This is a genomic window from Sporomusaceae bacterium, assembly GCA_031460455.1.
Classification (GTDB): domain Bacteria; phylum Bacillota; class Negativicutes; order Sporomusales; family UBA7701; genus Anaeroselena.
The window spans coordinates 34,160-60,361 of record JAVKTQ010000007.1 but is presented as its reverse complement, the minus strand read 5'-3'; the positions used below and the strand labels follow the sequence as shown (position 1 = coordinate 60,361).

Genomic DNA, 26,202 nt, shown 5'->3' with positions numbered 1-26,202 from the left:
GAAATCCCTCAACCGCTTTTCGTTATATAGCTGATGGCTTCGCTGAGCCAGGTTACAGGGCGAACGGCGTGTCCCACAGGCGCAGTTTGGTGCCGAAACCGCCTTCCAGCGCTCGCTTGTAGATTGCGGATCCCAGGGCGACGTCCTGAATCCCCAGGCCGACGGTGTTGAAATAGACGGTTTCTTTGTCGCTTGCGCGGCCAGGTTTCGCGCCGGCAATGATGGCGCCGATTTCGGCTGATACCGCCGAATCGTCGATCATGCCTTGAGCGTGCATGATGGCGAGGCTCTCCACGCCGCGGTGCTTGATCTGCTCCCAGTCGTCGACCACTCTTTTGTCCATTTTCATTATCGCGTCGAATTCGCACTCGTGGCTGCCTACGTGCGAATAGAACAGACCCGGGACGACCCAGTCGCTTTTGATTATCGGTGTGGAGGTCGATGTTGCCGTTACGTAGATGTCGGCCCCTTCGAGCGCCGCCCAGGCTGAATTGGCGGGGATGACGGCGCGCTTGGTCTGCGCGGACATGTCTTTCGCGAATTGCTGGCGTCGTTCGGGAACGGGGTCGAAGATGCGGATTTCTTCGATTGCCGGCAACACTTGCAGTAAGGCGGTGAGCTGCGTGCGATTCTGCACTCCTGCCCCGATCAGGCCGAGTATTTTGGCGTCCGGACGGGCGAGATATTTTGCCGCGACGCCGGTATTGGCGCCGGTGCGGACGGCGCTGATGACCGTTCCGTCCATGACCGCAATCGGCACGAGCGTTTCCGGGTCGTTGAGGATAATGACCGCCGACGCTCTGGGCAGGCCATGACGGAACGGATTTTGCGGGCAACTGGCGATCCATTTGATGCCGACGGCCTCGATGTCGCCGCCGATCGAGCCCGGCATGGCGTTGATGCGCCCGCGGGTCCATTCGCTGTCCCCATCGCCCCAGCGCAGGACGCATTTCCCGGGCAGCACGTAATTTTTCCGATGATGTTCGAGGTACACCTGTTCCATCAGGGGTACGGCGATGCTCATATCCATTGCCCCCGCCCTGATTACGTCCTCTTGGGACAGGAACAGGATGTCGCATTGTTTGGCGTTCATACTTTTTTCCTCCCGTCAGCTATAGTGTCATCGTCAACCTATCTGTATGCTCCCGGATGCGGTCGGAACCAGCCGCACAGATAAGCCAGGCCCATCAGTGCCACCGCTAGGGCGGCCGAGGCGCCGATAACGGCAAGAGCTCCCAGTTCGTGCACGAAGATCGGCACGACCGCGGTCACAAGACCGCCGCCGACGAACGGACTGAAAAACGGACGTTCGAAGGCGAAGGCTTTCGGCGCCGCGGTTTTGAGGTCGGGGTCGACGACCCGCAGCAGCATCAGACCGACCGCCAGCACACCGCATAAAGCGCCGTATTCGGCAATCCCTCTTTCAAACCAGGAATCCGGGAAGATTCGCGGGGCCAAATACCAGGTCACGATATGCATCAGAACGAGCGCTCCGGCCATGAGGATAAGCAGCGGAATGGCGTATTTTATTACCACCGGGACCTTGATCGAGGCTACCGCGGCTACGACCAGGAAATCGAGCGCAGTACCCTGGATGCGTTCAACCACCTGGCGGTTGATGAGGCCGTCGGTTTTCGTTATATTGGCGACCAGTTGGATGATAACGCCCCCGATCATTGCCAGGGGGAAGAGCGGCACGGAGTTGAACTTCGGATGCAATGCGGTTAGGCCTTGAAGCATATACCAACCGATTATCACCGAGATTCCGATCAGGCCCAGGTGAAGGGCGAACGGCTCGATCGAGTCGGTCGTGATCCGGCTCTTGGCGATGACTTTTTCCTGGTCCGGAGGCAGAATGCCGGACAGGTTGCCAGTCTTTATCTGGTCGGGGGATTCGAGGACGGAAGTATAGCCTTTGCGCACCGCAATGTTGATGTATATCATGCCGACGATAATACCGACCACCAGGCCGACGGTCGCCGACGTAAGCCCCAGATCCCCGCCTTCGGGAAAACCGAGGTTTTTGAAGACGACCGCCATGCCGCCGGCGGTGCCGTGACCGCCGACCCAGCCGATTTCGATTATCGTGCCGACAAAGGCGGGGATATTCCAGATCGGCTGAATAATAAAATAGGTTAGGCCGATACCGACGATCCATTGACAGGCGACTACAAACCATGAGTATACCAATTGCGGTCCAGCGTATTGCCAGATTTGTTTGACCGACGGTACTATCGTGCCGAGAAATACGCAGGCGAACACGATGTCGATCAGCCGTCCCGGCAAAATGCTCCAAGTATTCATCATTGCGACAGGAATCAGTTTTACCCCGAACGGTCCGAGGGCAAGCCCAAGGAAGCCGGCAATGAGAGCCGCCGGGAAATAAAGACGCTGGAACAGGGTTATTTTGGCCCGGAGGATTTTACCGACAAATAACAGACCACCAAGGTAAGATACGTACAGCATCAGATTGAGCAGGTCAGCACCCTTCATTTTGTATACACCTCTTTTCTCTTCTTATCGTCCGATGTCGATGGCGTAATTTTCCGGCAGCCCTCCTTTTGTGCGGTTTTATTTATTGACCAGAGTTTGGATATCTTCAACTGTCATGTTTGCCAGACCCAGTCTTTCGAGATTTCTGCCTGTTTGGCGATAGTCTTTCCCCCGCATCACGCAGGCCAGGCTGATTATGGAATTCGTGAACGGGGCGGGTATCCCGCAAAGATTTGCTAAGGCGGCAAGCGGGACCAGTCCGGTCGGCACATCTTCGTCCAAGTAGCGGACTGCAATGGATTTGGGGGCAACGAGATCTTGGTAGGCCGAGTTTTTCTGTATCGCATCGTACAGGCAGGAGGCGGAGATGCCGTATGCCTGTCTGAGCCACTGAAGGGCGGACGGTACCGGTTTGCCGAGACTTTCCGCAATCCGTACACGTTCGGAGTCGATCTCTTCCAGTATTTTTGCTACCGACGGGGAAATGCCATGGATGTAATATTTGAAAGGTTCAGGGGATGTTTCGATTCTCGCGGCGTTTAAAATTGTCGGTGCAGGGTGAAAGATGGATCCGATATTGCTCAGGCTTGTTTCCAGAACATTTTCGGCCGCCGCGAACTGGGGGAAGAACGGTTTCAGCTTGTCAATTACACCACCTACGGCTTTTTGGGGCAGAGTGGCAATCGTTACCCGACGCTTGGTACCCATGATAGCCACCTTGTTGGGGGGGTACCTTCGGCAGGCGAACAGCAATGTTTGGGCTTCGCCGACGATGACCCGCCGTTCGGGGATAAGGGTATCGAACACCTGCTTTAATTCGAGGGCGCCGCCTGTTCTTCCGGGATGAAGAAGGACGGTGGCTCCTTGGTCGATGAAGGGTGCCAAAGAGGTCGCTATAGAGCGGTGGGTGTGGGCCGGCGTGACAACGAAGATGATGTCGGCGCCGGCGACCGCTCTGTCGAGGTCTGGACAAACTTCGCCGATTGACACCGTCGATGACCGGCCGGAATCGATTACCTCAATCGAGCCCATGGCCGCAAGATCGGCCATGATGGCCGGATCGCTGTCATGGATACGCACATGCGCGCCGCGGAGGGAAAGGCAGCCGGCGAAGGCCATACCGCCGTTGCCGGCGCCGATTACAGCAAACTTTGCATCAACCATATAACCAGTCTCCCTTGTAAAAAAGAGTCGTTATGTAGCGATTGCTACTTTTATCACGATGCAAGAAGTGGTCTATTCTTTTTTCATACTATTCTGCCTGTCGCGGGAAAATCCTCCCGAAAAAATAAAAAAAACCGGGTTGTCCCGGTCTGGTCGTGTACCGTTATTTCTCAAATATGTGGAAGTTTTTGAAGTCTTCTTCGATCAATTCCAGCTCTTTGCGGACGCTGTCCGCATAGCGCACCGACAGGTAGGACAATAGGGCGTCGACAAGGGCTACGGCGGCGAGGGCGGAGTGGTTGTAATGGGTCGAGGTGGCCGGAATGTAGAAAGATTGGTGGCTAAGCGCCCCGATGGGAGATGCGGCGGAGTCGGTAACGCCAATCACGCGGGCGCCCAACTGATAGGCCTTCCTGGTGGCTTCGATAGCGAGACGAGTGTAGCGCGGGAAGACTATGGCGACAAGAACGTCGCGGGCCGACAGGGCTTTCATCTTCTCAAGGAGGTTGTAGTCGTCGGCCTGGATAATCACGTTGGGGCGAACCATTGAGAGGTTGAAGCCCAAATAGGCGGCGATAGCGCTCGAGGAACGCATCCCCAGGATAAAGACGCGTTCTGCCTGCATTACGGAGTCTGCGGCGCGGCATAATTCCTCTTCCGACGTAGCTGTGTACAAGGTCCGGAGATTTCCGGCCAACTGCCTGAATACCCGGTCCTTCGTGTTCAGTTTTCCTTGTTCGGCGCCTTTGCCGTAGCGTTTGGTTACGCGGTCGAGGCGGCCAACCGAGGAAACGCGCTGCTGTATAATGTCACGCAGATGACCCTGAAGTTCCGGGAAGCCGGCAAAACCAAGAGCGCAGGCGGTTCGGATGATTGTCGCCTGACTGAGATCAAGTTGGCGTGCAATCGCGGTCGACGATTCATATGCGACACGTTCCCAGTTATCCACGATGTGTTGGGCAACTTTCCTCTGACTGCGCGGCAGAGAAGCGATTTTTCCGCGAATGTCGTCAAAGAGGTTCATATGGCACCCTCCTGCTGAACCAGGCGTGAATCGGCCTTCTGGCATAAAAATTGCCGTATTAAGCCTGCTTTTCAACTATTTCGACAACAAACCGGCAAATCCCCTATCTGACGAGAAAAAGAAAACGGAAAAACTGTCGTTGCGGCGCTGGTTCCGACAAAGCGCTTAAAGCCGTCTGGCGTATTCTTTCTCCAGTTCGTCCCACCGGTTGAAGAAGTTGTACTGGAAGCGACCGGGGTGGAAGGGGTCGAGCAGGTCGGACTGGCCGGTTATTTGGGGGAAGTTGGTTTTTTCCACGTTTTTCCCTCCCGTAAAGCGTATTTTCGTTAGTGTTTACCCGGCAGGGGGCGGACTATCCGGCGGCGAGGCTAGGAAGCTTAATTCCTTGTAGTGCCGAAGCTGGTCGTCGAAAGACATCCGGTTGAGGCCGCTGGGGTTGGGCACGACGAAGTCGGTCACCCCCGACACGACCCTGCCGCGCTGGAGCCCGCAGGCGACACCCTTTTGGACGGCGAACTCGCGGTAGACGCCGATGCCGGCGTAGCAGGCGATCCGCGGCCGGTAGAGGGTGAGCTTGTCGATGAGCGCCATGCGACCAAGGCGATATTCCTCGTGGGTTATTTCCGCCGCGGCTTTTGTAGGGCGAGGTACGATGTTGGTGATGCCAAAGCCAAAGGACAGCAATTCGTCGTCTTCTTCCGGCCTGAGCTGCCGGGGGGTAAGGCCGGCGGCGTGCAGCAGTTTCCAGAAGCGGTTGGAGTGGCCGGCGAAGTGGTGGCCGGTTTCGGCCGAGCGGATGCCGGGGTTGAAGCCGATGAATAGGACGGTGAGGGCAGGACGGATAATGTCGCGGACTTCTTGCACTATATCATCTCCTTGGCAGGATTGGCGCGTGCCGGGCGGGAATTTATCCGGTAACGGCGGCCCCTCTTCGAGCGGGACGCAAAAGGAGGCGTATGTATGAACGGCCAGGTAGTCATCAGCGTACCGGCAGCCAAAAGGCTGATCGCCCTTGCGGTCTGGGGGATGCCCGATGTGCGGGCGGCAAGGGAACGGGGGAAGATCGTGCTGAAGGCGGGGACGACCGTGGCTGCGCTGGCCGAACTCTTCGGCGTGGCGCCGCTCCGCATCGGCGGCCGGATTACCCCGGACGGGGCGCGGACCGCGAAAGTGCTGGTGGAGGCGCCGCATTACGCGCTGGTCGAGGGCGGCCGGTGGCGGTGTATAGACGACTGCCTGGACGAGGAGCTTGCGGCGCTGGGGCCCGACGATGTGTTTATCACCGGCGCCAACGCCCTGGATATGCACGGGACTGCCGGGCTGATGGCCGGGCTTGCCGGCGGCGGCGCGGCCGGCAAAGCGCTGAGTATGGTTTATTCGGAAGGGATACGGACGATAATCGCCGTCGGGCTGGAGAAGCTAATACCGGGATCGATAGCCGATGTCAGCCGCAAGGCTGGCCGCAGGCGGATCGACAAGGCGATGGGAATGGCTGTGGGCCTGCTGCCGCTGTTCGGCAAGGTTGTTACCGAGCGGGATGCGCTGGAAATGCTGACCGGCGCGGCGGTGACGGTGATCGGCGCCGGGGGTCTGTGCGGCGCGGAGGGGGCGACGACGATGCTGGTGGAGGGAACGGGCGAGCAGGTGGACAAAGCTTTCGCCTTGGTCAAGGCCCAGGCGGGCCGGCCGACGGCCGGCGCTGTCGAGAGCCTCGTGTCCTGCGACGAGGGGGGCTATTATTGCGCCAGGCACGCCGGCTGCATCTACCGGCGGGGGAAGGGCGATGAATGAACTGGCTGCCGCCGCCTGGGCGACGGCGGATATAATGAAGAGCGTGCTGCCGTCCCTGTATATCGGCTTGCTCTTCGCCGGCCTGTTTGCCAATCGCGGCGTCGTGATAGGTGGCCGACGGCTGCTGCCCGCGGTGGCCCGGCTGACCGGCCTGCCGCCGGCCTGTGCGCTGTCGGTGGTGCTGGCGGCCGGCGACCGGACCGCGGGCATGGCGGCGGTGGCGTTGGCGAGGGAGCGGACGGGGCTGTCGGACGGGGAGGTGATCGCCGCCAATTTGGTGGCGAAGGCGCCGGCGGTGGTGCAATTTTTTGTGTTCTCTTTTATTCCCATCATGGCGGCGCTTTATCCGCCGGGTGTGGCCATAAGGTTTCTCACCGTTTATTTCGCGTCCTTCGTGATAATATCGTTGATTGGCATTGTTTACGCGCGCCTGCTGAGCGGCGGCCGGCCGGGCAACTGCCCGGCGCCGGCGGATAAACCGGTCATGGGCTGGCCGGCCGCGGTGCGGGCGGCGGTGGCGGGAAGCTGGCGGCCGTTCGTGAGTATGACCGCCTGGATGGCCTCTATGTCGTACGTGGCGATGGTTTTCATTAAGACCGGCTATCTGCAGCGTCTCGCCGATTATCTGCCGCTTCTCGCCCGCTTGGGGCTGGACGCCGGCCTGCTGCCCCTTGCCGGCACCGGGCTTGTCAGCATGATCGGCGGCGTCGCGGCTGTGGGAGCGGCGCTCCGCGACGGGGCGGTGCCGGCGGCGGCTGTTGTGCCGCTGCTGCTGACAGTTTCCCTGCTGCATAATTTCTACGACTTGTTCGCTTCGTCCCTGCCCCGGGCTATAGGCGTTTTCGGCCGGCGGCTGGGAGTGAGGGTGGCGGCGGCAGGTTTTGCGGTTACCCAGGCGGTGATGCTGCTGATGCTGGTGCTGACAATTGAGGGCATTGTATGAATGAACCCTTGCCATGAGGCAAGGGTTTTATCGTTGTTCGCCTGCTTCCTGTTTGCCGCGCGACAGCACCACCATGGCTGCGCCGGCGAGCACGGCGACTCCGCCGGCCAACTGAAGGGCGGTGAAGCGGTCGCCGAACAGGAGGGCGGAAAAGGCAAAGGTGAGAAGCGGTTCGAGCATGCTGAGGATGGAGGAGCGGGTGGGGCCGATGAGCTCCAGGCCGCGGAAGAGGGTGAGCATGGCCATGATGGTGGCGAAAGCGACGATGCCGGCCACCGCCAGCCAGGCGGCAGGGGAGAGGGCGAAGTTCAACGCCCCGCCGGCCGTGCCGGCGGTCAGCAGCGAAAGGGCGGCGAAGCTGGCGACGAAGGCGGTGGTGACGGTCGGCGACAATTCCCTGACAACCCTGGCGCCGAGCACGAGGTAAACAGAATATACGACAGCCGCCCCGAGAGCCATAAGGATGCCGGTGATGTCGACCGCCGACGGGGAAGCGCCGAGGACGAAGACAAGTCCTGTCATTGCGAAGGTGATGGCCAGCAGGTTGTCGCGGGTGAGTTTTTCTTTGTCGACGATGCTGGCGAGAATGGCGACGATTATCGGGAAGGTGTAGAGGAGAAGGGAGGTAAGGGAAGCGGGGATGTAGCGCAGCGACCCGAAAAAGAGGGAGGACTGGGCGGAGTAAAGGACGCCGCCGAGCGCGAACAGCAGGGCGAGCTGGCGGCGTGATACCGCGACAGGCTGCTTTTTTAGGGCGAGGTACGCGAACAGAAAGAGGGCGGCGAAGGAAAAGCGCAGGAAGAGGATTGTCAGGACGTTTGCGCCTTCGCGGTACGCGAAGATAGCGAAGATCGGCAGCAGGCTGAAGCCCAGGGCGGAGAGGAATACGAGGGCGACGCCTTTGTAGTACTGGTTCAAAACCTGGCCTCCTTTATAACTTGCCTCGTTGCTCCGCTATCCGTTTCAGCTGCTCCAGCTTATCCCTTGGCGGGATGCGGATCAGATCGCGGCGGACAAGAGTTATCGCCCCTTGCGGGCAGCTTTTGACACACACGCCGCAGCCCAGGCAGCGGCCGGGGTCGATGGCGGCGGACGGCTCGGCGGGCGTTGCCGCCTTGACGTGGCAGCGGCGGGCGCAAAGGCCGCAGGCGGTGCATTTTGCGGTGTCGATGACAGCGACGAAATTGCTGGGATGGACGGACAGGATGCCCTGTTCGTTGACGGTGCGGAGCACGCCGCAGCAGCAGCCGCAACAGTGGCAGACGAAGGCGGGCCTGTTGGCGACATTGTCGGCGAGGTGGACGAGGCCAAGGGCTTCGGTGCGGTCGAGGACGCGCAGCAGTTCGTCGACGCCGGCCGGGCGGGCGAAGCCGCGCCTGACGAGCCATTCGGCGGCGGGGCCGAGCGAGGTGCAGACATCGTCGACCGGGGCGCTGCAGGCGACGCCGCGGTGGTGGGCCTGGTGGCGGCAGTAGCACATCGACAGGGCTCCCGAGCCGGCGGCGCGGATCATCGCCGACGCTTTCTCGTAGTCGAGCACTTCGGTGGTGATGTCGGCCGGTATCGCGCTCTCGTACGCCCAGGTCTGGAATACCTTGGTGTCGGCGCCGAAGAATTCCTCGGCGACGCCCCGTTCGTGGTGGTAGCGTTCGAATAGTCCGGCAAGTTCGCTCAGGGGCAGGGGGCCGCCGGTGCGCATGAAGGTGTATTCGAAGAAGCCGACGACAAGGGGCGAAAGGGAGTAGAGAACTTTGTCGCGGCGCGGGATGTCGACGACGAGGCCTTTGGACGCCATGTTTTCGAGGAGGGGTGCGAGCTCGGTTTCCGGAAGGCCGGTCAGGGCCGCCAGCTTATCGATGGTGGTGAACCCTTGCGGAAACCGGCTGCCGACGGTCGCCTCCTTCTCGGTGTACATGATGTGGAGGATGCGCATGAGGGTTTCGTTATGAGGCGCGCCGACGGGGTTTTTGTCGAGGCGGGCGGCGAGCGCCCCGAAGACGTCGACTTTGCCGTTGCCCAGATGGCCCATGTGGCCACCTCCTTCTATTTTATGCGGCCGATGGAAAGGTGGAGGCGGTAGTTGCCGTGGCGGAGGACTTTTTCGAGCAGGGTGTTGAGATCCTCGTGGGCGGCGAGTTCGGCCCTTAGCCAGTAGCAGCCGTCGCCGCTCACCCGGTGGGCGGCGGTGATGGACTGTTCGCCTTCAAGGAAGCGGTGGAAGGCGCCGTGGTCGGCGCTGGCCATGAATACGGTGATGAAGGCTGTCAGCGGCTTGCCGAGTTTGGCTGCGTCGACGCCGGCGGAGTACCCGGTGATGACGCCCGCTTCTTCCAGGGCTTTGACCCGTGCGGCGACAGCCTGGCCGGTGAGGTGGACAGCAGCGCCGATATCCTTCCACTGGCGGCGGGAGTTTTCCTGAAGGAGTTTGATGATGGCCAGATCGGTTTCGTCAATCATGGGCAGCCAAATCCTTTCCCGGTGTAATCAAACCAGGGCCAATTCTTTCACCGCGCTATCGTTTTTTGGCGCGGTGTTGTTTACAATAGAGGGAGAGACTGATTGGGAGGCTGATGATGTGGAAATACGCCTGCTGAGGCACGCGACATTTTTTCTGACCGTGGGCGGGGTGAGGCTGCTCGTCGACCCGGTCCTCAGTCCGGCCGGGGCTATGCCGCCTATTGACAATTCCCCGAACCCCCTCCGGAATCCTCTTGTCGGGCTGCCGATAAATGAAAGCGAATTGGCGGCGGTGGACGGCATACTGTGCACCCATACCCACCGCGACCATTTCGATGCCGCAGCGGCCGAGCGGCTGCCCAAGGATTTGCCGGTGTTCTGCCAGCCGGCCGACGAGGCCAAGCTGCGCGGATTCGGCTTTTCGCAGGTGACCGCCGTCCGCGATAAGGCTGAATGGCGGGGCGTGTCCCTGGTCAGGACGGGCGGCCGGCACGGCAGCGGCGAGTTGGCCGAGAAGATGGGGCCGGTGTCGGGCTATGTGCTCCGCAGTCCCGGCGAACCTGTGCTGTACATCGCCGGCGACACTGTGTGGTGCCCGGAGGTGGCTGCGGCGCTGGAAGAGCACCGTCCGGACGCGGTCGTGCTGTATGCCGGGGCGGCGCAGTTTCTCAGCGGCGGGCCGATAACGATGGATACCGCCGACATCGCGGCGGTGTGCGCGGCGGCCCCGGCGGCACGGGTGGCGGTGGTCCATATGGAGGCCTTCAACCATTGCCTGCTCACCCGGCCCCTCCTGCAGACCTTCCTTGACGGCGAAGGGCTTGCGGGGCGGGTGGCGGCGCCGGCTGACGGCGAAACGGTGAAACTGTAAAAGGATTCTGGTTGAATCGGGAGAATACCTGACTTATAATTAAGCCAGGTATTTTTTTGTTTGCCATAATAGTTTCACAGGAGACGAATGATGCTCAAATCTAGCAAAGTGCGGTTGATTCTGTTATTGATGGTTCTCGGCGCCCTCGTTTTTTATCTAAATTCGCCGGACAAAAAGACCAAGGAGACGGTGGCACCCAAACAGCTTTATTCGCTCGAAAAAACCGGCGCCGGTGCGGTGGCCGATTATACGGCAACCGCCCAACGGATCCACGCCGCCGTGGACAACAGCCTGGCCGGGGCCAAGCTCGACTCCCGCAAGGTGCAGGAAGGCCGGCGCGAGTCGCCCCGTACGGCGGTGGAGGGCACCATCCGCTGGCACGCCCGCCAGCTGCTGCTGGCCGCCGATACTCAGCCGGACGCCGTGAAGCAGGCGTTGGCCGCCCAACTGCTCAACACCGGCGGCGAGGTGCTGGAAACCCATACAGACAATTACCAGGGCCAGCCGGCGACGAGGGTGGACGTCGGCATCCGCGACAAGCTCGCCGGCGAGCCGCTTACCCTCATTACCGACCGGATTTTCATTCCGCTGCCGGGGAAAAAAGGCGAGCCGCCGGTGGTGAAGCCGCTCGGCCATGGCAACCTGGCGCTCCTCATCGACGACTTCGGCTACAGCGCCGAGACGATTTCCTCCTTCGCCGCGATGCCCCGCCCGGTGACTTTTGCGGTCCTGCCTTACCGGCCCCATAGCGGCGAGGCGGCGTCACGGGCACTAAGCGCCGGCCACCAGGTGATGCTCCACCTGCCGATGGAACCGCTGGCGGCGTCCGAACAGTCGGAGGCGAGCACGATCACGGTGGCGATGAGCGACCAGGAGATTCGCGACATGACGGCGAAGGCCATCAAGGCCGTGCCGGGAATAATCGGCGTGAATAACCACCAGGGCTCCAGGGCTACCGGCGACCGCCGGGTGATGAAGGCGGTGCTGGGCGTTCTCAAGGCCAATAACCTCTTCTTCGTCGACAGCCGCACCAGCGGCCAGTCGATTGCTTACGAGGCGGCCCGCCAGGCAGGGCTGCGCGCCGGGGTTAACGAGGTCTTCCTCGACGGCAGGAACGAGGTCGAGTATATCAAGGGCCAGCTGAGGACAGCGGCCCGCCTGGCGATCAGGGACGGCAACGCGATCGCCATCGGCCACGCCCGGCCGGCCACGGCCATCGCCGTGCGCGAGATGATCCCCGAGCTGGAGGCCACAGGCATAAAGTTCGTGTATGTCTCGCAACTTGTGAGGTAATCGCAAGACCCCCCGAGATTCGGGGGGTCGCTTTTGTTTAGATGTACTTTTTCACGAAGCGGCTGATGCGGGTCAGAGCTTCGGAGAGGTTGGCGGTCGAGGAGGCGTACGAGCAGCGTACGAAGCCTTCGCCGCTTTCGCCGAAGGCGTCGCCCGGCACAAGGGCCACCTTCTCGGCTTTGAGGAGTTCCTCGGCGAAGGCGAGGGAACTAAGGCCCGTCTGTTTTATGGCGGGGAAGATGTAGAAGGCGCCCTTGGGCTCGAAGCAGTCGAGACCGATGGTTTTGAGGCCGTCGATCATCAGGCGGCGGCGGCGGTTATATTCCTCGACCATCTTGAGCATGTTGCACTGGCCGTGCCTGAGCGCCTCGATCGCCGCCACCTGGGCGGTTATAGGGGCGCAAAGCATGGTGTACTGGTGGATTTTGGTCATCGCGCCGATGAAGTCGGCGTTGGAGAGGGCGTAGCCGATCCGCCAGCCGGTCATGGCGTAGGCTTTGGAGAAGCCATTGAGGAGGATGGTACGGTCGCGCATGCCGGGCAGCGAGGCGAAGCAGGTGTGGGTGCCGTCGTAGGTGAGGCTGGCGTAAATTTCATCCGAGATGACGATGAGGTCGTGTTTGAGCGCGAAAGCGGCGATAGCCTCCAGCTCGGCTTTGGACATGATCGCGCCGGTGGGGTTGTTGGGATAGCCGATCAGCAGCGCTTTGGTGCGGGGGGTGACGAGTTCTTCTAGTTGGGCGACGGTCACCCGGAAGCAGTCCGCCATTTTCGTCGGCACCGTGACCGGTACGCCGCCGGCGAGGGAAACGCAGGCTTTGTAGGAGACATAGCACGGTTCGGGCACCAGTACTTCGTCGCCGGGGCTGAGGATGGCCCGCATCGCCAGGTCGAGCGCCTCGCTCACGCCGACCGTGACCAACGCTTCTTTGCGGGGGTCGTAAGTCACCCCGTAACTGGCGGCGCAGTTTTTGACGATTTCCTCGCGGAGCTCGAGCAGGCCGTAGTTCGAGGTGTAGGCGGTGTAGCCCTGCTGGAGGCCGTAGACGCAGCTTTCGCGGATATGCCAGGGGGTGACGAAGTCGGGTTCGCCCACTCCGAGGGAAACGACGCCTTTGGTTTCGGCGACGATGTCGAAGAAACGGCGGATGCCGGAGGGGGGGATGGCCCGGACGGTGGGTGAGACGCGGTCGGCCCAGGTCATGGCGACACCACCAGCCTGCGGTCTTCTTCCTCATCCTCGAGGATGACGCCCGCCTCTTTGTACTGTTTGAGCATGAAGTGGGTGGTTGTGCCGATGACGCCTTCGATGGTCGACAGCTTGGTGGAGACGAACTGGGCGGCTTCTTTCAGGGTTTTGGCCTCGACGATGACGAGGAGGTCGTAGGCGCCTGACATGAGGTAGAGGCTGCGCACCTCGGGGAACCGGTAGATGCGTTCGGCGATGGCGTCGAAGCCGACTTCCCGCTGGGGGGTGATCCTGACCTCGATGATGGCGGTTACCCGGTCGGCGCCGGCCTTCTCCCAGTTGACGATCGTCTGGTATTTGACGATGGTTTTATCGGCCTCGTACTGATTTATCAGGGCGGCGATTTCTTCCTGCGGCTTGTCGAGCATGACGGCCAGCTGTGCAACCGTAAGGGTGTGGTCTTTTTCGAGGAGTTCCAGTAATTCGCGCATGAAAATCCACCTCTCAATAATATTCATTTTAGCCTTGCAGCAGATGCCCCTCCTAGGCGACCGAAGATACAAAAAAACCCGTCCTTATACAAGGACGGGTTTTATTATCCCGCGGTACCACCTAGATTAGCCGCTGTGCGGCTCGCCTCTGCCCAGTAACGCCGGGGACGCGGTTGGGCTTACTGTGCTTCGGCCCACGGCTCGCGGGGGGCTTTCCGGAACGCTTTTCCTGCCGGCTCCCACCTACCCCGGCTCTCTTGGAGGATGCGGCGTCCGTACTTTCCCGCTCATCGCCTTTGCAATGTAGATTTGCTACTTATGATAGCATGAATAGGATTGGGACGCAAGCGAAAAAATTCAGACAACGGGGTTGCGGTCATTTGTTCCAGAAGGCGCGGTGCATCGCCTGCAACTCCGCCCTCGGCGGGGTCTGGGGCCAGAGCTCGGTTGCCGGGCTTTCGCGCATGGCGGCGGCCAGGTGGCGGAATGCGTGTTTGTTGGTCCGCTCCCAGCCGCGGATGAGTTCTTTCACTTCCTGGCGCTTGGTTTTGCCGTCGAGGGGACAGGGGCTGGGGATGGGGGTGAAGCCGTGCAGGCGTGGCGTGGCGCGCAGTTCCTTCTCGCGGAAAAAGATGAGCGGCCGGATGACGGTGAGGCCGGTGCGGTCGAGCTGGGTTTTGGGAAGGAAGGTTTTGAGCTGGCCGGTATAGAGCATGCCCATGACGAAGGTTTCGACGGCGTCGTCGTGGTGGTGGGCATAAGCGATTTTGTTAAAGCCGTTTTGGACGGCGAAGCTGTTGATAAAGGCCCGCCTGAAGTACGAGCAGACGAAGCAGGGGTCTTTGCCGCCGCCTTTGGCGATGGCGCCGGCGATATCGGCCTTGAGGGCGTGGTGAGGCACGCCAAGGCTGGCACAGAACGCCGTCAGCGGCGTCGGGTCGAAGTCGGCGGTGAACTGGGGGTCAAGGGTGACGGCGGCCAGTTCGAAGGGCCGGGGGGAAAAGTCGCGGATGGCGGCCAGCGCGTAGGTGAGGAAGACGCTGTCCTTGCCGCCGGAGAGGCCGACGAGGATCCTGTCGCCGTCTGTGAGGAGGTCGAATTCGAGGATGGCCCGCCAGAGGCGGGAGTAATATTTTTGCGGCATCTTTGCTGTCATATCCGGCCTCGCGTAAAGGTTTTTCTTTATTATAGCGTGGCCGAATCGCCAGCGTCAATTTGGCGCTTCGCCGGCGGCCGGGTTCAACAGCTTGCCGCCGAAGGAAGCAAGCTTCGGCTTGGCGCCGCCTGGGGGGCGGCCGAACTCAGTCATGTATTTCCAGTAGCGTTTGGGCATATGACTCATGCGGCATTCGGGGTTGTACCGTTCGCGGATGGCAATGGTGTCGTAGAACAGCTGCCAGAGCTCGCGATAGGATTGCTCGTCTTCGTCGATTTCCGGCAGCTCAAGGTCGGCGATGGGGACGACCCTCGCCTGGTACGGCTGGTACAGCAGGCCCATGCCGTGGGTTTTATCGACAATCAGGAAGCGTTCTTCGGGATAGCGCTCGCAGAAGTGCTGCGTGAGCAGCGGGAGGACGTAGTTTTTCGGCGCGACTTCGCCGACAAGGACGCCATTGCATACGGAAAACCGCAGGAAGCCTTTCAGCAGATGGCTTTCCCGGTTCAGGTGGTTGACAGCCTTGAAAAGTTTGTTCACAACCTCGTCGGTGAGCATGTTCATTATCTGGGGGCCGTGCTGGTAACCGCGGCGCAGGAAGAGCAGGATGTACAATTCTTTTTGCGGCAGGCAGGTCAGGAAAGCGTGTTTTACGAAATTCAGGGCCGCCGAACCGAGCTTTTTCGGGATGGAGGCCAGTACCCTGCTTGACTTTTGCGGATCGGTCGGGATCGATTTGCCGGAAAAGAGCTGGGGAGCGGCGGAATCCATGAGGATGTCGATGGGTATCTCTTGCTTATCGTAGCTTTCGAAGACGCAGCACATCAGCCCGTCGAAGCTGCCGTCATAATAGTAGGTTAGGTCCGCCTGCGCCTGCATGTTCGTACATCCTCCCAGGGTAAAAATTAATCGGCGGTTGGTCGAAAAGGGAAAGCTGTTGCCGCGAGAAATCGAAGCGGTATTGCTCCAGTGTTTTTGCGGACAGCAGGGAGCGTAGTGCATTATTCTCGGTTATTTTTATGCCGTCGGCCGTTTTTCCGCTGCAGGTGATAAAAAACCGGGCCCGTTTGAGGACAACTCCGAGATGTTTCAGGCCTTCGATTCGGAGGGCGCATGTCCGGCGGGCCGCGATAATCCGTTTGGCGCTCGTTACGCCGATCCCCGGTACACGCAGCAAGTCGCGGTAAGCGGCGCGGTTGACGTCTACCGGGAAAAACTGCAGGTTGTTGAGCGCCCAGGTGCATTTGGGATCGAGGTAAGGGTTGAAATTTTGGTGCTGTTCGTCGAGAAGCTCGCCGGCGGCGAAATCGTAGTACCTGAGTAGCCAATCAGCCTGATAGAGCCGGTGTTCGCGCCACAGCTGCGGCTTGGTATCCGGGGCGGGCAGGAGACTGTCTGCGGCTACCGGGGTGTAGGCGGAGAAAAAGACGCGCTTTAGCCGGTATTTCTTGTAGAGGCCTTCCGTTAAATTCAATATCTGATAATCCGTATCAGGTGTTGCGCCGATAATCATCTGCGTGCTCTGGCCGGCTGGCGCGAACTTGGGCGAATGCCGGTATTTCACGACGTCGCGCGAGTTTTCCTGGATGCTTTTCTGAATATGGCTCATGGGCGAAAAAATGGCATGTTTTGATTTGTCCGGAGCTAAAAGACGCAGACTGTCCTGGGACGGCAGCTCGATATTTACGCTCATCCGGTCCGCGAGCATGCCGAGGCGGGTGAGGAGCGTGTTGTCGGCTCCGGGGATGGCTTTGGCGTGGATGTAGCCGGAAAAACGATAATCTTCGCGCAGGATGCGCAAGGCTTCGATCATTTGCTCACAGGTGTAGTCGGGGCTCCTCAGCACCCCGGAGCTGAGAAACAGGCCCTCGATGTAATTGCGCCGATAAAAATTTATGGTCAGTTCCGCAAGTTCACGGGGGGAGAACGCGGCCCGCGGCGTGTCGTTGGAGCGCCGGTTGACGCAGTATTTGCAGTCATAGACACAGACGTTGGTAAGCAGCACCTTCAGCAGCGAGATGCAGCGGCCGTCAGCCGAAAAACTATGACAGATACCGCAGGCAGCCGCGCTGCCGATACCGCCGGCAGAGGCCTTTTTATCCACTCCGCTCGAGGTACAGGCGACATCATACTTGGCCGCGTCGGTGAGAATCTTCAGCTTTTCGAAAACATCCAAGTGACCACGTCCTTTCCGCTCAGATGCCACAGAATGCTCTTCTCTTATTATAATTCACGGAACATTAGTTTGGCAAACATTTGTTCGAGGGACGGGCGCTGATTTACTTGGTCCGGCTGTGCTATAATATGGGTAAGGATGCAGTGCCAAGGAGGTTCTTATGGCCAAGCCGCTGTATGTCATCGGTCACCGCAACCCTGACACGGACTCGATCTGTTCGGCGATAGCTTACGCGCATCTGAAGAAGGCCCAGGGCGAAGAGGCTGTCGCTGCCCGGGCCGGGAAGATCAATGCCGAGACGAAATTCGTGCTCGACCATTTCGGGGTGGAGGCTCCGCTGCTCGTGGCCGATCTTCACCCGCGGGCCGACGACGTGATGCATTCCGTCGCCGTATCGGTCAGGCCGGGGGATACGCTGCGCGGGCTCGGCGCCGTGATGAAGCGGCACGGCGTGAAGTCGGTGCCGGTGGTGGCAGAGGATGGCAGGCTGGCCGGCATCGTGTCGGTGGGCGATCTGGCGAAAAGGTATATCGAGGAACTGGAAATGCAGGACCTGAAGGAGGCGGGCGTCACTTTCGGCGGCGTTCTCAGCGTCCTGGACGGCGACCTCGTCGTCGGCGATGATCCTGACCGCGAGGTGGCGGGCAAGGTGTGGATCGGCGCTGCGAAGGCCGATACGATGGTGAAAGTGATCCAACCCGGCGGCGTCGTTCTGGTGGGCAACCGCGAGGAGGCCCAACTGGCCTGTATCGGCCGCGGAATCTCCTGCCTGATCGTCACCGGCGGGGCGAGGGTTTCTCAGGCGGTGCGGGCCGCTGCGGCCCAACGCGGCGTTGTCGTGATAGTGACCCCTCATGATACCTACACTGCGGCCCGGCTGATCAACCAAAGCGTGCCGGTGCGGATGATCATGCAGCGGGATGTGGTGGCATTCAGCCCCCGCGACCTTGTGGCCGAAATCAAGAATGTCATTGTCCGCACCAAGCACCGCAACTATCCGGTCGTCGACCAGGGCAGGCTGGTGGGCCTGCTGGACCGCGACCGGCTTATCGTTCCGGAGCGGGAAAAGGTCATCCTCGTCGACCATAACGAACGCTCCCAGGCGGTGGAAGGGATCGAGGAAGCGAATATCGTCGAGATTATCGACCATCATCGCCTCGGCGGCTTGGAAACCGGCGAACCGATATTCATCCGCCACGAGCCGGTGGGCTCGACGGCGACGATTGTCGCGAATATGTTCTGGCACCGGGGTGTGGCGATTCCGGAGAAGATCGCCGGACTGCTGCTGGCCGCGGTGCTGTCCGACACCGTCCTTTTCCGGTCGCCGACGGCCACCGCCAAGGACAGAGAAACTGCTCGCAGGCTGGCGGACGCCACCGGCGTGGATATCGATTCTTTCGGCCAGGCGATATTCAAGGCAGGTTGGGCGCCCGGCAGCCTGTCGCCGGGGGAGATCATCGCCAGCGACCTCAAGGAGTTCCAGATCGGCGAGTACCGGGTGGCGATCGCGCAGATTTCTGTGATGGACCCTGGCGCGCTGCTGGCGGCGAAAGAGAAACTGCAGGTCGCCATGGAAGCTTTGGGCCAGAAGGAGGATTTTGACCTCGTCATCCTGATGGTGACCGATATTCTGAACGAAACGAGCCACCTCGTCTACGCCGGGCAGGCCACCGGCCTCATCCCCGCCGCGTTCGGCAAGGCGGGCGATGGTGGGGTACTGAGCCTGCCGGGGGTGATGTCGCGGAAGAAGCAGGTGGTGCCGCCGCTGGTGGAAGCCACGCGCGAATAGCGCAAAAACAATGAAAAAGCTGTGGGAAGCTTAGCTTTCCACAGCTTTTGTATAGTTCCTCATTTTGGGTGTGCGCCACTAGCTGTCAGGTATTCCCAGAACGCCTTCACGCACTCCGGTACCAGGGGCGGGCGGCTGACGGCGTAAAACTGCCGAACGATTTTCAGCGCCGGCAGGGGGATGACGGTCAACCGGCCGTCGGCCAGTTCCTCGGTTACCGCCCAGCGGGAGATGAAGCCTATGCCTGCCTGGTTGACGATTGCCGCTTTTAGGGCTTCGTTGCCGCCCACCTGGAAGGTGACAGGCAGGCTGTCCGCCCCGATGCCGTGGGCGGACAAGGCATCGTAGACGGCCCGCATCGATCCCGAGGACTTGCTTCTGGCGACGAGCGGCAGGGCCAGCACGTCTTCCGGCGACGGGGCTTCGTCCAGCCGTGCGGCCAGTTGGGGATGGGCGATAAGCACCAACTCGTCCCGCCACAGGGGATGGGCTTCGCAGTCGCCGGCTGGGCGGGAGCCAACTACGGCGATGGGCAGTTCGCCGCGGTAAAATGCGTCCAGCACTGTCTGGCTGTCGCCGGTGCGCAGGTTGACCGCGACGGCGGGGTTTTGCCGCAGGTGCGCGGCGATCAGGCCGGGAAGGATGTATTCTGCCGGGATGGTGCTGGCGCCGACGGTTATCCGGCCGGAGGCGCCGGCCACCATCGCCTTTAGCTGGTTCTCGGTCATTTGCAGCAAGGCTTCGGCCTTGCGGGTATTGCCGTACAATACCTCGCCGTAGGCGGTCAGGCTTACGCCTCTCGCCGTCCTCTCAACCAACGGGCAGCCGAGCCTTTTTTCCAGGTTGTCGATGTGGAACGAAACGGTGGGCTGGGTGAGGTCGAGCTTTTTCGCCGCGCCGGAAAAACTGCCCTCTTCGGCGACGGCGAGGAAAACGGACAGCGATTGCCAGTGGGACATGGGCGTCACCTCGTAAGTATAGAGAATATATATACCTCCTTCGGCGTGCAGGAGGTTTTTCCTTGGCTCTTTCCTCGTCGCAGGGGAATTTCCTTGCCTTTGAGCAGGAATAAAAGTAAAATCATAGAATAAATCTGGAAGTATTATAAATATATTCTATTAATGTGAAATAGGGAGTGGTGTTGTGGGTTTGGTATTGATAATCGCCACAGGCGTGGTGTTCGGACTTGGGGCGGTGCTGCTGGTCGCGGCCGGCAATCCGGGCAATTACGGGTTCTGCGCCGCCTGCCATCTGCGCGATATTGCCGGCGCTTTGGGCATCCACCAGGCGGCGGCGCTGCAGTACGCACGGCCGGAGATTCCGGGCTTCGTGCTCGGCGCATTCGCCCTTTCGCGGGCGAGCGGCGAGTTCAGGCCGCGCGGCGGGTCCAGGCCGCTTGTCAGGTTCGTCCTCGGTGCGCTGATGGTTATCGGGGCGCTGGTTTTCCTCGGCTGTCCGCTGCGCGGCATCCTGCGCCTGGCGGGCGGGGATCTCAACGGCATTACGGGTTTGGCCGGTTTCGCGGCCGGGATCGCGGCCGGGATCGTTTTCCTCAGGAGCGGCTTCAACCTCGGACGGTCGAGCGCGCACAAGGGCAGTGCGGGCCGTTTTTCCGGATACCTGGCGGCAGCAGCCGCCATTGTGCTCGTTATCGGCGTCGCGACCAACGCCGTTTGGCTCAATTTCAGCGCTAAAGGCCCCGGCTCCCAGCACGCGCCGGTGTTCTTAAGCCTGGCGGCTGGTCTGGTGGCGGGCGCACTGGCCTGGCGTACCCGCATGTGCCTGAGCGGCGGCATCCGCGATTTTCTGTTGGTCCGCGACACTTATCTCCTCAAGGTTTACGCCGTAATCTTCGCGGCCGCCCTGGCCGGCAATCTGGCTTTCGGGACGTTCAAGCTCGGTTTTGCCGGTCAGCCGCTGGCCCACACGATGCATTTGTGGAATTTCCTCGGCCTTTTCCTCACAGGGCTGGCGGCAACCCTCGCCGGCGGCTGCCCTCTCCGTCAGCTCATCCAGACCGGCGAAGGCAATACCGACGCCATGTTTACCGTGCTGGGCATGCTGGCGGGCGCGGGCATATCCCACGGCCTGAACGCCGCCGCCAGCGCCGCCGGGGTCACGGCAGCCGGCCAGATAGCCGTCGTCGCCGGCATAGCCGCGGCCGCCGCAATCGGCTTTGCGTTTCGGGAAAAAATCACTGTTCAAGCGGAGGCGAGATAATATGGACAGAAAGCTTGACCTCAGGGGGCTAAGCTGCCCGATACCTTTGATAAAGACGAGGGATGCCCTGGCGGAGGTTGCTGTCGTCACCGTCGTCGTCGACGAGCCGGCGCCGCGGGAGAACATCATCAAGTTCGCCAAGTCGCAGAATTGCCAGGTGGACTGTACGGCGTCAGGCGGCGAGTACACCATCGTCATCCGGAAATGACGGTATGACGGAAGACTTCTGGGTGATAACTTTCCCGTCGGTTTTCTCCTCCTTCCGGGCGGAGAAGGTTCTGAAAGCGGCCGGGATAGCCGCCGACCTCATCCCCGTACCGCGGCAGCTCACCGGCTCATGCGAGGGATTAGCCGCGAAGCTGGCGGGCGAGGATGTCGCGCGGGCGGCGGCGGTGCTGACGGCGGCAGGCGTGCCGATGGTGAGGGAGGGTATCAGGATCGACGGCAAAAGCATATGGTGATGAAGGGCCCGACTTGTGCGGGCTCTTATAATTTTGCCTCGCCTGACAGGAAATACTATCCTGGTGGGCGAATTTATTTACGTTTAAAGCACATATTCGGAGGACAAGATGCCGAAAATTTTCGACCAGCTCAATCCCGCCCAGCTTGAAGCAGTAACTCACATTAACGGCCCGCTGCTCGTCATCGCCGGGGCCGGCTCAGGCAAGACCCGCGTTCTTACCGCCCGTATCGCCCACCTGCTGGAGCAGGGGGTGCCGCCATACGCCATCCTCGCCATCACTTTCACCAACAAGGCTGCCGCCGAGATGAAGGAGCGGGTATACAGGATGGTGGGGCCGCGGGCCAAGGACATCTGGCTGAGCACCTTCCACGCTTTCTGTGCCAAGTTCCTCCGTATCGAGGCCGACAGCCTGCCCGGCCTGAGCAAGAGTTTCGTCATCTACGACGCCGGCGACAGCCTGGCGCTGGTCAAGGCCTGCCTTAAGGAACTTAACCTCGACGACAAGCATTTTCCGCCGGCGGGGGTGCAGGCCGCCATTTCTAACGCCAAGAACTCGCTGCTCGATCCGGCGGCGTTCGCCCGTCAGGCCGACAACTTCCACCAGCACAAGGTGGCGGAGATGTACGACCTCTACCAGCGCAAACTGCGCCACCACAACGCTGTCGATTTCGACGATCTGCTGTTTCTCGCCGCCCGCCTGCTGGAAAGCGACCAGGATGTGCTGGCGAAGTATCAGGACAAGTTCCGCTATATCCTCATCGACGAGTATCAGGACACCAACCGGGCCCAGTATATGCTGGCCCGTCACCTGGCCGCCCGGCACCGCAACATTTTCGTCGTCGGCGACGTCGACCAGAGCATCTACGCCTGGCGAGGGGCCGATATCCGTAATATTCTCGATTTCGAGGCCGATTACCCCGAGGCCCGCGTCATCAAGCTGGAGCAGAACTACCGCTCGACCCAGACGATCCTCGATGCCGCCAACACGGTTATCGAGAACAACCGCGACCGCAAACCCAAGTCGCTGTGGACGGATAACCCGGCCGGCGAACGGTTGACCCACTACCTGGCGCTGGACGAACGCGACGAAGCGCGGTTCGTGTGCGACAACATCATCAAACAGAACACCATTTTTCGCGTCCCGTATCGCGATATGGCCGTGCTTTACCGCACCAACGCCCAGTCGCGCGTAATCGAGGAGGCTTTCATGCGGGCCGGCGTGCCGTACACTATCGTCGGCGGGCTCAAGTTCTACGACCGCAAGGAGATCAAGGACATCCTCGCTTACCTGCGGGTAGTATTCAATCCCGCCGACGCAGTCGGCCTGCAGCGCATCATCAATGTGCCGCGGCGCGGCATCGGCGACACAACCCTCGCTCGCCTTAGCGATTACGCGGCCGCAAATGGCGTAACCCTCTTCGACGCCGTGTCGGGGGCCGACGCTGTTCCCGGCCTGACGGCAAGGGCGCGGCATCAGTTGGACGGGTTGGCTGTCCTGATCTTTAATCTCACCGCCCAGGTGCAATCTCTGCCGGTGGCCAAGCTGATCGAGAAAGTAATGAACGATTCCGGCTATATGACCGAGCTGGAGAACGAGCAGACGCCCCAGTCCGAGGCGCGGATCGAGAACCTGCGCGAGCTGCTGAGCGTGGCCAAGGAGTTCGCCGCCGGCGATATCGAGGACACGCTGGAGAATTTCCTCAGCCACGTGGCGCTGGTGTCGGATATCGACACCGTCGACTCCGACGGCGACAAGATTACTCTCATGACGCTTCACTCGGCCAAGGGGCTGGAGTTTCCGGTGGTTTTCCTCGCCGGTTTGGAGGAGGGCATCTTCCCCCACGTCCGCACGCTGATGAATGACACCGAGGTGGAAGAGGAGCGCCGGCTGTGCTATGTCGGCATCACCCGCGCTCAACGGCGGCTGTACCTGACTAACGCCAAACTGCGGACGATCTACGGCAACACGGTCATGTACCCGCCGTCGCGGTTTCTGCAGGAGATCCCGGAAGCACTGGTGGAGAAACAAAACGTCGCGCGCGACCGTTACAGCCCCGCCCTCAGTCCGGCGCCGACGCCGCTCCGCACGCCGGTCGCGCCGACGCTCAAGGCGGACAAGTCTGCCGGCGACTGGCGGGCGGGGGATAAGGTTGAACACGCCAAGTGGGGCGTGGGCACGATTGTCGAGGTGCGCGGCGAAGGCGACGGCCAGGAGGTCAAGGTGGCCTTCCCGGGCATGGGCATCCGCCAACTGATGGCAAAATTCGCGCCGCTGAAAAAATTGCAGGGGTGAACCATATGACCGGCAAAGTTCCCGCCAGCAAAGAAGAGGCCGCCCGGATGGCGGCTGAGCTGCGGAAGGAGCTCAACCACCACAACCACCGCTACTACGTCCTCGACGCCCCCGAAATTACCGACGCCGAATTCGACGCTATGATGCGCAGGCTGCAGGACATCGAGGCCGCCTACCCGGAACTCGTCAGCCCTGATTCGCCTACCCAGCGGGTCGGCGGCGCTCCGGGAGAAGGCTTCGGCCGGGTGGCCCACCCCACGCCGATGCTCAGCCTTGGCAACGCTCTGTCGCTTGATGAGCTCAGGGCCTTCGACGCCAGGGTGAAAAGCGGTCTGGACGGCAATGCGGGCGAGTACGTAGTCGAACTCAAAATCGATGGCCTGGCGGTCAATCTGATATACGAGGACGGGATTCTGCTCCGGGCCGCCACTCGCGGCGACGGGCAGTACGGCGAGGATGTGACCGCCAACGTCCGCACCATCAGGGCCGTGCCACTGGCCCTCCACGGCGACTATCCGCGCCGCATCGAGGTGCGGGGCGAGATATACCTGCCCCGCCGCGAGTTCGAGCGCATAAATAAGGGCCGCGAGGCCGCCGACGAGCCGCTGTTCGCCAACCCGCGCAACGCCGCCGCCGGCTCTCTTCGTCAGCTTGATCCCCGCGTGACCGCCGAGCGTGCTCTGGACATATTCGTCTACGGCGTCGGGGTGCGCGAGGGGGTGGAGCTCGCCACCCACGCCGGCACGCTGGCATATCTCGCCGGTCTGGGGTTCAAGACTAACCCGCACTACCGGGTGTTCGCGACCATCGAGGAGGTGGCCGCTTATTGCGAGAGCTGGGCGGACAGGCGCGCCGACCTCCCGTACGATATCGACGGCCTGGTTATCAAGGTCAACAGCCTAGCCGATCAGGCAGCCCTCGGCTTCACCGCCAAGGATCCGCGCTGGGCGATTGCGTTCAAGTTCCCCGCCGAACAGGCGGTTACGGTGGTGGAGGATATCATCGTCAGCGTCGGCCGCACCGGCGTCCTGACGCCGACCGCCGTTCTGAAACCGGTGCGCCTAGCCGGCTCGACGGTCAGCCGGGCCACCCTTCATAACGAAGATTATATCCGCGACAAGGATGTCCGCGTCGGCGACACCGTCATCATCCATAAGGCGGGCGAGATCATCCCCGAGGTGGTCACCGTCCTGAGCGAGCGACGGACGGGTGAGGAGCGGGAATTCTCCATTCCCGGCAACTGTCCGGAATGCGGCAGCGCCGTCGTGCGCCAGCCGGGCGAGTCGGCCCACAAGTGCACGAACCCGTATTGCCCGGCCATCATCCGCGAGGGGCTGTTCCACTTCGTGTCCCGCGACGCGATGGATATCGAGGGTCTCGGTCCGGCGGTCATTGCGTCGCTGCTGACCGCCGGCCTTGTAAAAGACGCCGCCGACCTTTACGGGCTGACAAAGGAAGAGTTGCTGACGCTGGAGCGGACGGGCGAAAAATCGGCCCAGAATCTGATCGACGCGATTGACAAGAGCCGGCAGGCCGGTCTTGCCCGGCTGCTGTTCGCCCTCGGCATCCGCTTCGTCGGCGTGAAGGCTGCCGGCACCCTGGCCCGCCGGTTCGGCGATATCGACCGCATCGCGGCGGCGACTGTCGAGGAGCTGACCGGCGTGGAGGAGATCGGCCCCAAGATTGCCGGCAGTATCGTAAATTGGTTCGCGTCCCCGGCTAATCTAGCCCTTATCGATAAGTTCCGCCGCGCCCGGGTCAAGCTGACCGAGGAGCAGCCGTCGGCCGCCGGCCCGCAGCCTTTTGCCGGCAAGACGTTCGTCCTGACCGGTACCCTCGCCGCCATGACGAGGGGCGAGGCCACCGCCCGCATCGAGAAGCTGGGCGGCAAGGTGGCCGGCTCGGTGAGCAAGAAGACCGACTACGTTGTGGCCGGCGAGGAGGCGGGCAGCAAGCTGGATAAAGCCAGGGAGCTGGGCGTCGCCGTGCTGGACGAAGAAGGTTTAACCGCCTTGCTGGCCACCGCCCCGGACGTGGTATAATACTGCTGATATGGCAATTGCTACATATATTGATTTGGTGGTGACAGAGATGAAAATTACCCGTAAAGATGTTGAACATGTGGCCCTCCTTTCGCGGCTGGAACTGGGCGAGAACGACGTGGAGAAGTTCACCGGCCAGCTTAACGCCATCCTCGATTACATCGATGTCTTGAACAAGGTCGATACCTCCGGCGTCGAGCCCACCGCCCACGTGCTGCCTGTCACAAACGTCATGCGCGCCGACGAAGCCAAGCTTTCGCTGCCGCGGGAGCTGGCGCTCGCCAACGCCCCGGAACAGGAAGACGGCTACTTCAAGGTGCCGAAGATTTTGGAAGGTTAGGGGGGAG

26 protein-coding genes and 1 other annotated feature are annotated in these 26,202 nt (G+C 61.2%); of the genes, 11 read left to right on the top strand and 15 right to left on the bottom strand.

Going from position 1 to position 26,202, the window contains the following annotated elements; all coding sequences use genetic code 11:
- Nucleotides 1-52: 52 nt before the first annotated feature.
- The 6 genes from RIN56_11705 to mug all read right to left on the bottom strand — a co-directional run bounded on the left by RIN56_11705 (nucleotide 53) and on the right by mug (nucleotide 5,545).
- Nucleotides 53-1,093, bottom strand: coding sequence for an ornithine cyclodeaminase family protein (locus RIN56_11705; protein MDR7867476.1), 1,041 nt, complete (start codon nucleotides 1,091-1,093; stop codon nucleotides 53-55).
- A gap of 38 nt (nucleotides 1,094-1,131) precedes the next feature.
- Nucleotides 1,132-2,493, bottom strand: a complete 1,362-nt coding sequence (locus RIN56_11700) for a sodium/glutamate symporter (GenBank protein ID MDR7867475.1) — start codon at nucleotides 2,491-2,493, stop codon at nucleotides 1,132-1,134.
- 78 nt (nucleotides 2,494-2,571) lie between these two features.
- On the bottom strand, nucleotides 2,572-3,657 hold the full coding sequence (locus tag RIN56_11695; GenBank protein MDR7867474.1) for an NAD/NADP octopine/nopaline dehydrogenase family protein: 1,086 nt from the start codon (nucleotides 3,655-3,657) through the stop codon (nucleotides 2,572-2,574).
- Between the two features lie 163 nt (nucleotides 3,658-3,820).
- The gene (locus RIN56_11690; GenBank protein ID MDR7867473.1) at nucleotides 3,821-4,681 is read right to left on the bottom strand and encodes a MurR/RpiR family transcriptional regulator; all 861 of its coding nucleotides are present in this window, start codon (nucleotides 4,679-4,681) and stop codon (nucleotides 3,821-3,823) included.
- Between the two features lie 165 nt (nucleotides 4,682-4,846).
- Complete coding sequence (locus RIN56_11685) at nucleotides 4,847-4,978, bottom strand: hypothetical protein (protein ID MDR7867472.1); 132 nt, start codon at nucleotides 4,976-4,978, stop codon at nucleotides 4,847-4,849.
- 36 nt (nucleotides 4,979-5,014) lie between these two features.
- Nucleotides 5,015-5,545, bottom strand: a complete 531-nt coding sequence (mug, locus tag RIN56_11680; GenBank protein ID MDR7867471.1) for a G/U mismatch-specific DNA glycosylase — start codon at nucleotides 5,543-5,545, stop codon at nucleotides 5,015-5,017.
- Between the two features lie 96 nt (nucleotides 5,546-5,641).
- On the opposite strand from mug, the gene RIN56_11675 reads away from it, so the two are divergent.
- Nucleotides 5,642-6,472 carry a hypothetical protein gene (locus tag RIN56_11675; protein ID MDR7867470.1) on the top strand — a complete coding sequence of 277 codons (831 nt, stop codon included), beginning with the start codon at nucleotides 5,642-5,644 and terminating at the stop codon, nucleotides 6,470-6,472.
- Nucleotides 6,465-7,415: a hypothetical protein gene (locus tag RIN56_11670; protein MDR7867469.1), complete on the top strand. Its 951-nt coding sequence runs from the start codon at nucleotides 6,465-6,467 to the stop codon at nucleotides 7,413-7,415. Before RIN56_11675 ends, RIN56_11670 begins: the two co-directional genes overlap by 8 nt.
- 27 nt (nucleotides 7,416-7,442) lie before the next feature.
- Here the strand turns inward: RIN56_11670 and RIN56_11665 are convergent, their stop codons facing one another.
- The 3 genes from RIN56_11665 to RIN56_11655 are packed head-to-tail and all read right to left on the bottom strand — an operon-like array spanning nucleotide 7,443 to nucleotide 9,872.
- On the bottom strand, nucleotides 7,443-8,333 hold the full coding sequence (locus RIN56_11665; GenBank protein ID MDR7867468.1) for a DMT family transporter: 891 nt from the start codon (nucleotides 8,331-8,333) through the stop codon (nucleotides 7,443-7,445).
- A 13-nt stretch (nucleotides 8,334-8,346) separates the two neighbouring features.
- A complete protein-coding gene (locus RIN56_11660) occupies nucleotides 8,347-9,444 on the bottom strand; it encodes a 4Fe-4S binding protein (protein ID MDR7867467.1) in 1,098 nt (365 codons plus the stop codon).
- 14 nt (nucleotides 9,445-9,458) lie between these two features.
- Nucleotides 9,459-9,872 carry an Lrp/AsnC family transcriptional regulator gene (locus tag RIN56_11655; protein MDR7867466.1) on the bottom strand — a complete coding sequence of 138 codons (414 nt, stop codon included), beginning with the start codon at nucleotides 9,870-9,872 and terminating at the stop codon, nucleotides 9,459-9,461.
- 118 nt (nucleotides 9,873-9,990) lie between these two features.
- Here RIN56_11655 and RIN56_11650 point away from each other — a divergent pair, with 118 nt between their 5' ends.
- Nucleotides 9,991-10,743, top strand: coding sequence for an MBL fold metallo-hydrolase (locus RIN56_11650; protein ID MDR7867465.1), 753 nt, complete (start codon nucleotides 9,991-9,993; stop codon nucleotides 10,741-10,743).
- 90 nt (nucleotides 10,744-10,833) lie between these two features.
- Nucleotides 10,834-12,036 carry a divergent polysaccharide deacetylase family protein gene (locus tag RIN56_11645; GenBank protein MDR7867464.1) on the top strand — a complete coding sequence of 401 codons (1,203 nt, stop codon included), beginning with the start codon at nucleotides 10,834-10,836 and terminating at the stop codon, nucleotides 12,034-12,036.
- Between the two features lie 37 nt (nucleotides 12,037-12,073).
- Here RIN56_11645 and RIN56_11640 read toward each other — a convergent pair whose 3' ends face one another.
- From RIN56_11640 to RIN56_11620, 5 genes are all read right to left on the bottom strand, one after another.
- Nucleotides 12,074-13,240, bottom strand: a complete 1,167-nt coding sequence (locus RIN56_11640) for an aminotransferase class I/II-fold pyridoxal phosphate-dependent enzyme (GenBank protein ID MDR7867463.1) — start codon at nucleotides 13,238-13,240, stop codon at nucleotides 12,074-12,076.
- Nucleotides 13,237-13,716: an Lrp/AsnC family transcriptional regulator gene (locus RIN56_11635; protein ID MDR7867462.1), complete on the bottom strand. Its 480-nt coding sequence runs from the start codon at nucleotides 13,714-13,716 to the stop codon at nucleotides 13,237-13,239. The genes RIN56_11640 and RIN56_11635 overlap by 4 nt, the downstream gene beginning before the upstream one ends.
- An 87-nt stretch (nucleotides 13,717-13,803) precedes the next feature.
- Nucleotides 13,804-14,016 (bottom strand) — a binding site (T-box leader).
- A 76-nt stretch (nucleotides 14,017-14,092) separates the two neighbouring features.
- Entirely contained in the window at nucleotides 14,093-14,872 is a 780-nt protein-coding gene (locus RIN56_11630) for an ATP-binding protein (protein ID MDR7867461.1), read from the bottom strand.
- Between the two features lie 54 nt (nucleotides 14,873-14,926).
- Entirely contained in the window at nucleotides 14,927-15,751 is an 825-nt protein-coding gene (locus RIN56_11625; GenBank protein ID MDR7867460.1) for a TIGR03915 family putative DNA repair protein, read from the bottom strand.
- Nucleotides 15,717-17,048 (bottom strand): putative DNA modification/repair radical SAM protein, encoded by a 1,332-nt coding sequence (locus RIN56_11620; protein ID MDR7867459.1) that lies wholly within the window; start codon nucleotides 17,046-17,048, stop codon nucleotides 15,717-15,719. Before RIN56_11620 ends, RIN56_11625 begins: the two co-directional genes overlap by 35 nt.
- A 160-nt stretch (nucleotides 17,049-17,208) precedes the next feature.
- Between RIN56_11620 and RIN56_11615 the strand changes: the two genes are divergently transcribed.
- Nucleotides 17,209-18,837, top strand: a complete 1,629-nt coding sequence (locus tag RIN56_11615) for a putative manganese-dependent inorganic diphosphatase (protein ID MDR7867458.1) — start codon at nucleotides 17,209-17,211, stop codon at nucleotides 18,835-18,837.
- 59 nt (nucleotides 18,838-18,896) lie between these two features.
- On the opposite strand, the gene RIN56_11610 is transcribed toward RIN56_11615, so the two are convergent.
- Nucleotides 18,897-19,796, bottom strand: a complete 900-nt coding sequence (locus RIN56_11610) for a LysR family transcriptional regulator (GenBank protein ID MDR7867457.1) — start codon at nucleotides 19,794-19,796, stop codon at nucleotides 18,897-18,899.
- A 184-nt stretch (nucleotides 19,797-19,980) separates the two neighbouring features.
- On the opposite strand from RIN56_11610, the gene yedE reads away from it, so the two are divergent.
- From yedE to gatC, 6 genes are all read left to right on the top strand, one after another.
- Nucleotides 19,981-21,057: a YedE family putative selenium transporter gene (yedE, locus tag RIN56_11605; protein ID MDR7867456.1), complete on the top strand. Its 1,077-nt coding sequence runs from the start codon at nucleotides 19,981-19,983 to the stop codon at nucleotides 21,055-21,057.
- Between the two features lies 1 nt (nucleotide 21,058).
- Nucleotides 21,059-21,265, top strand: coding sequence for a sulfurtransferase TusA family protein (locus tag RIN56_11600; GenBank protein ID MDR7867455.1), 207 nt, complete (start codon nucleotides 21,059-21,061; stop codon nucleotides 21,263-21,265).
- A gap of 4 nt (nucleotides 21,266-21,269) precedes the next feature.
- Nucleotides 21,270-21,518, top strand: a complete 249-nt coding sequence (locus RIN56_11595) for a DUF3343 domain-containing protein (GenBank protein MDR7867454.1) — start codon at nucleotides 21,270-21,272, stop codon at nucleotides 21,516-21,518.
- Between the two features lie 108 nt (nucleotides 21,519-21,626).
- Nucleotides 21,627-23,813, top strand: a complete 2,187-nt coding sequence (pcrA, locus tag RIN56_11590) for a DNA helicase PcrA (GenBank protein MDR7867453.1) — start codon at nucleotides 21,627-21,629, stop codon at nucleotides 23,811-23,813.
- 5 nt (nucleotides 23,814-23,818) lie between these two features.
- Nucleotides 23,819-25,855, top strand: coding sequence for an NAD-dependent DNA ligase LigA (ligA, locus tag RIN56_11585; GenBank protein ID MDR7867452.1), 2,037 nt, complete (start codon nucleotides 23,819-23,821; stop codon nucleotides 25,853-25,855).
- A 49-nt stretch (nucleotides 25,856-25,904) separates the two neighbouring features.
- Nucleotides 25,905-26,195 (top strand): Asp-tRNA(Asn)/Glu-tRNA(Gln) amidotransferase subunit GatC, encoded by a 291-nt coding sequence (gene gatC / locus RIN56_11580; protein ID MDR7867451.1) that lies wholly within the window; start codon nucleotides 25,905-25,907, stop codon nucleotides 26,193-26,195.
- The last annotated feature ends 7 nt before the right edge of the window (nucleotides 26,196-26,202 follow it).

Excerpts from the sequence above, each read along its gene's own strand:
- RIN56_11675 (MDR7867470.1), top strand. The coding sequence starts at position 5,642 with ATGAACGGCCAGGTAGTCATCAGCGTACCGGCAGCCAAAAGGCTGATC.
- RIN56_11695 (MDR7867474.1), bottom strand. The coding sequence starts at position 3,657 with ATGGTTGATGCAAAGTTTGCTGTAATCGGCGCCGGCAACGGCGGTATG.
- RIN56_11690 (MDR7867473.1), bottom strand. The coding sequence starts at position 4,681 with ATGAACCTCTTTGACGACATTCGCGGAAAAATCGCTTCTCTGCCGCGC.
- RIN56_11655 (MDR7867466.1), bottom strand. The coding sequence starts at position 9,872 with ATGATTGACGAAACCGATCTGGCCATCATCAAACTCCTTCAGGAAAAC.
- RIN56_11645 (MDR7867464.1), top strand. The coding sequence starts at position 10,834 with ATGCTCAAATCTAGCAAAGTGCGGTTGATTCTGTTATTGATGGTTCTC.
- RIN56_11630 (MDR7867461.1), bottom strand. The coding sequence starts at position 14,872 with ATGACAGCAAAGATGCCGCAAAAATATTACTCCCGCCTCTGGCGGGCC.
- RIN56_11610 (MDR7867457.1), bottom strand. The coding sequence starts at position 19,796 with ATGTCCCACTGGCAATCGCTGTCCGTTTTCCTCGCCGTCGCCGAAGAG.
- RIN56_11595 (MDR7867454.1), top strand. The coding sequence starts at position 21,270 with ATGACGGAAGACTTCTGGGTGATAACTTTCCCGTCGGTTTTCTCCTCC.
- RIN56_11705 (MDR7867476.1), bottom strand. The coding sequence starts at position 1,093 with ATGAACGCCAAACAATGCGACATCCTGTTCCTGTCCCAAGAGGACGTA.
- RIN56_11670 (MDR7867469.1), top strand. The coding sequence starts at position 6,465 with ATGAATGAACTGGCTGCCGCCGCCTGGGCGACGGCGGATATAATGAAG.
- RIN56_11600 (MDR7867455.1), top strand. The coding sequence starts at position 21,059 with ATGGACAGAAAGCTTGACCTCAGGGGGCTAAGCTGCCCGATACCTTTG.
- RIN56_11615 (MDR7867458.1), top strand. The coding sequence starts at position 17,209 with ATGGCCAAGCCGCTGTATGTCATCGGTCACCGCAACCCTGACACGGAC.
- RIN56_11625 (MDR7867460.1), bottom strand. The coding sequence starts at position 15,751 with ATGCAGGCGCAGGCGGACCTAACCTACTATTATGACGGCAGCTTCGAC.
- RIN56_11635 (MDR7867462.1), bottom strand. The coding sequence starts at position 13,716 with ATGCGCGAATTACTGGAACTCCTCGAAAAAGACCACACCCTTACGGTT.
- RIN56_11660 (MDR7867467.1), bottom strand. The coding sequence starts at position 9,444 with ATGGGCCATCTGGGCAACGGCAAAGTCGACGTCTTCGGGGCGCTCGCC.
- RIN56_11700 (MDR7867475.1), bottom strand. The coding sequence starts at position 2,493 with ATGAAGGGTGCTGACCTGCTCAATCTGATGCTGTACGTATCTTACCTT.
- pcrA (MDR7867453.1), top strand. The coding sequence starts at position 21,627 with ATGCCGAAAATTTTCGACCAGCTCAATCCCGCCCAGCTTGAAGCAGTA.
- gatC (MDR7867451.1), top strand. The coding sequence starts at position 25,905 with ATGAAAATTACCCGTAAAGATGTTGAACATGTGGCCCTCCTTTCGCGG.
- ligA (MDR7867452.1), top strand. The coding sequence starts at position 23,819 with ATGACCGGCAAAGTTCCCGCCAGCAAAGAAGAGGCCGCCCGGATGGCG.
- RIN56_11640 (MDR7867463.1), bottom strand. The coding sequence starts at position 13,240 with ATGACCTGGGCCGACCGCGTCTCACCCACCGTCCGGGCCATCCCCCCC.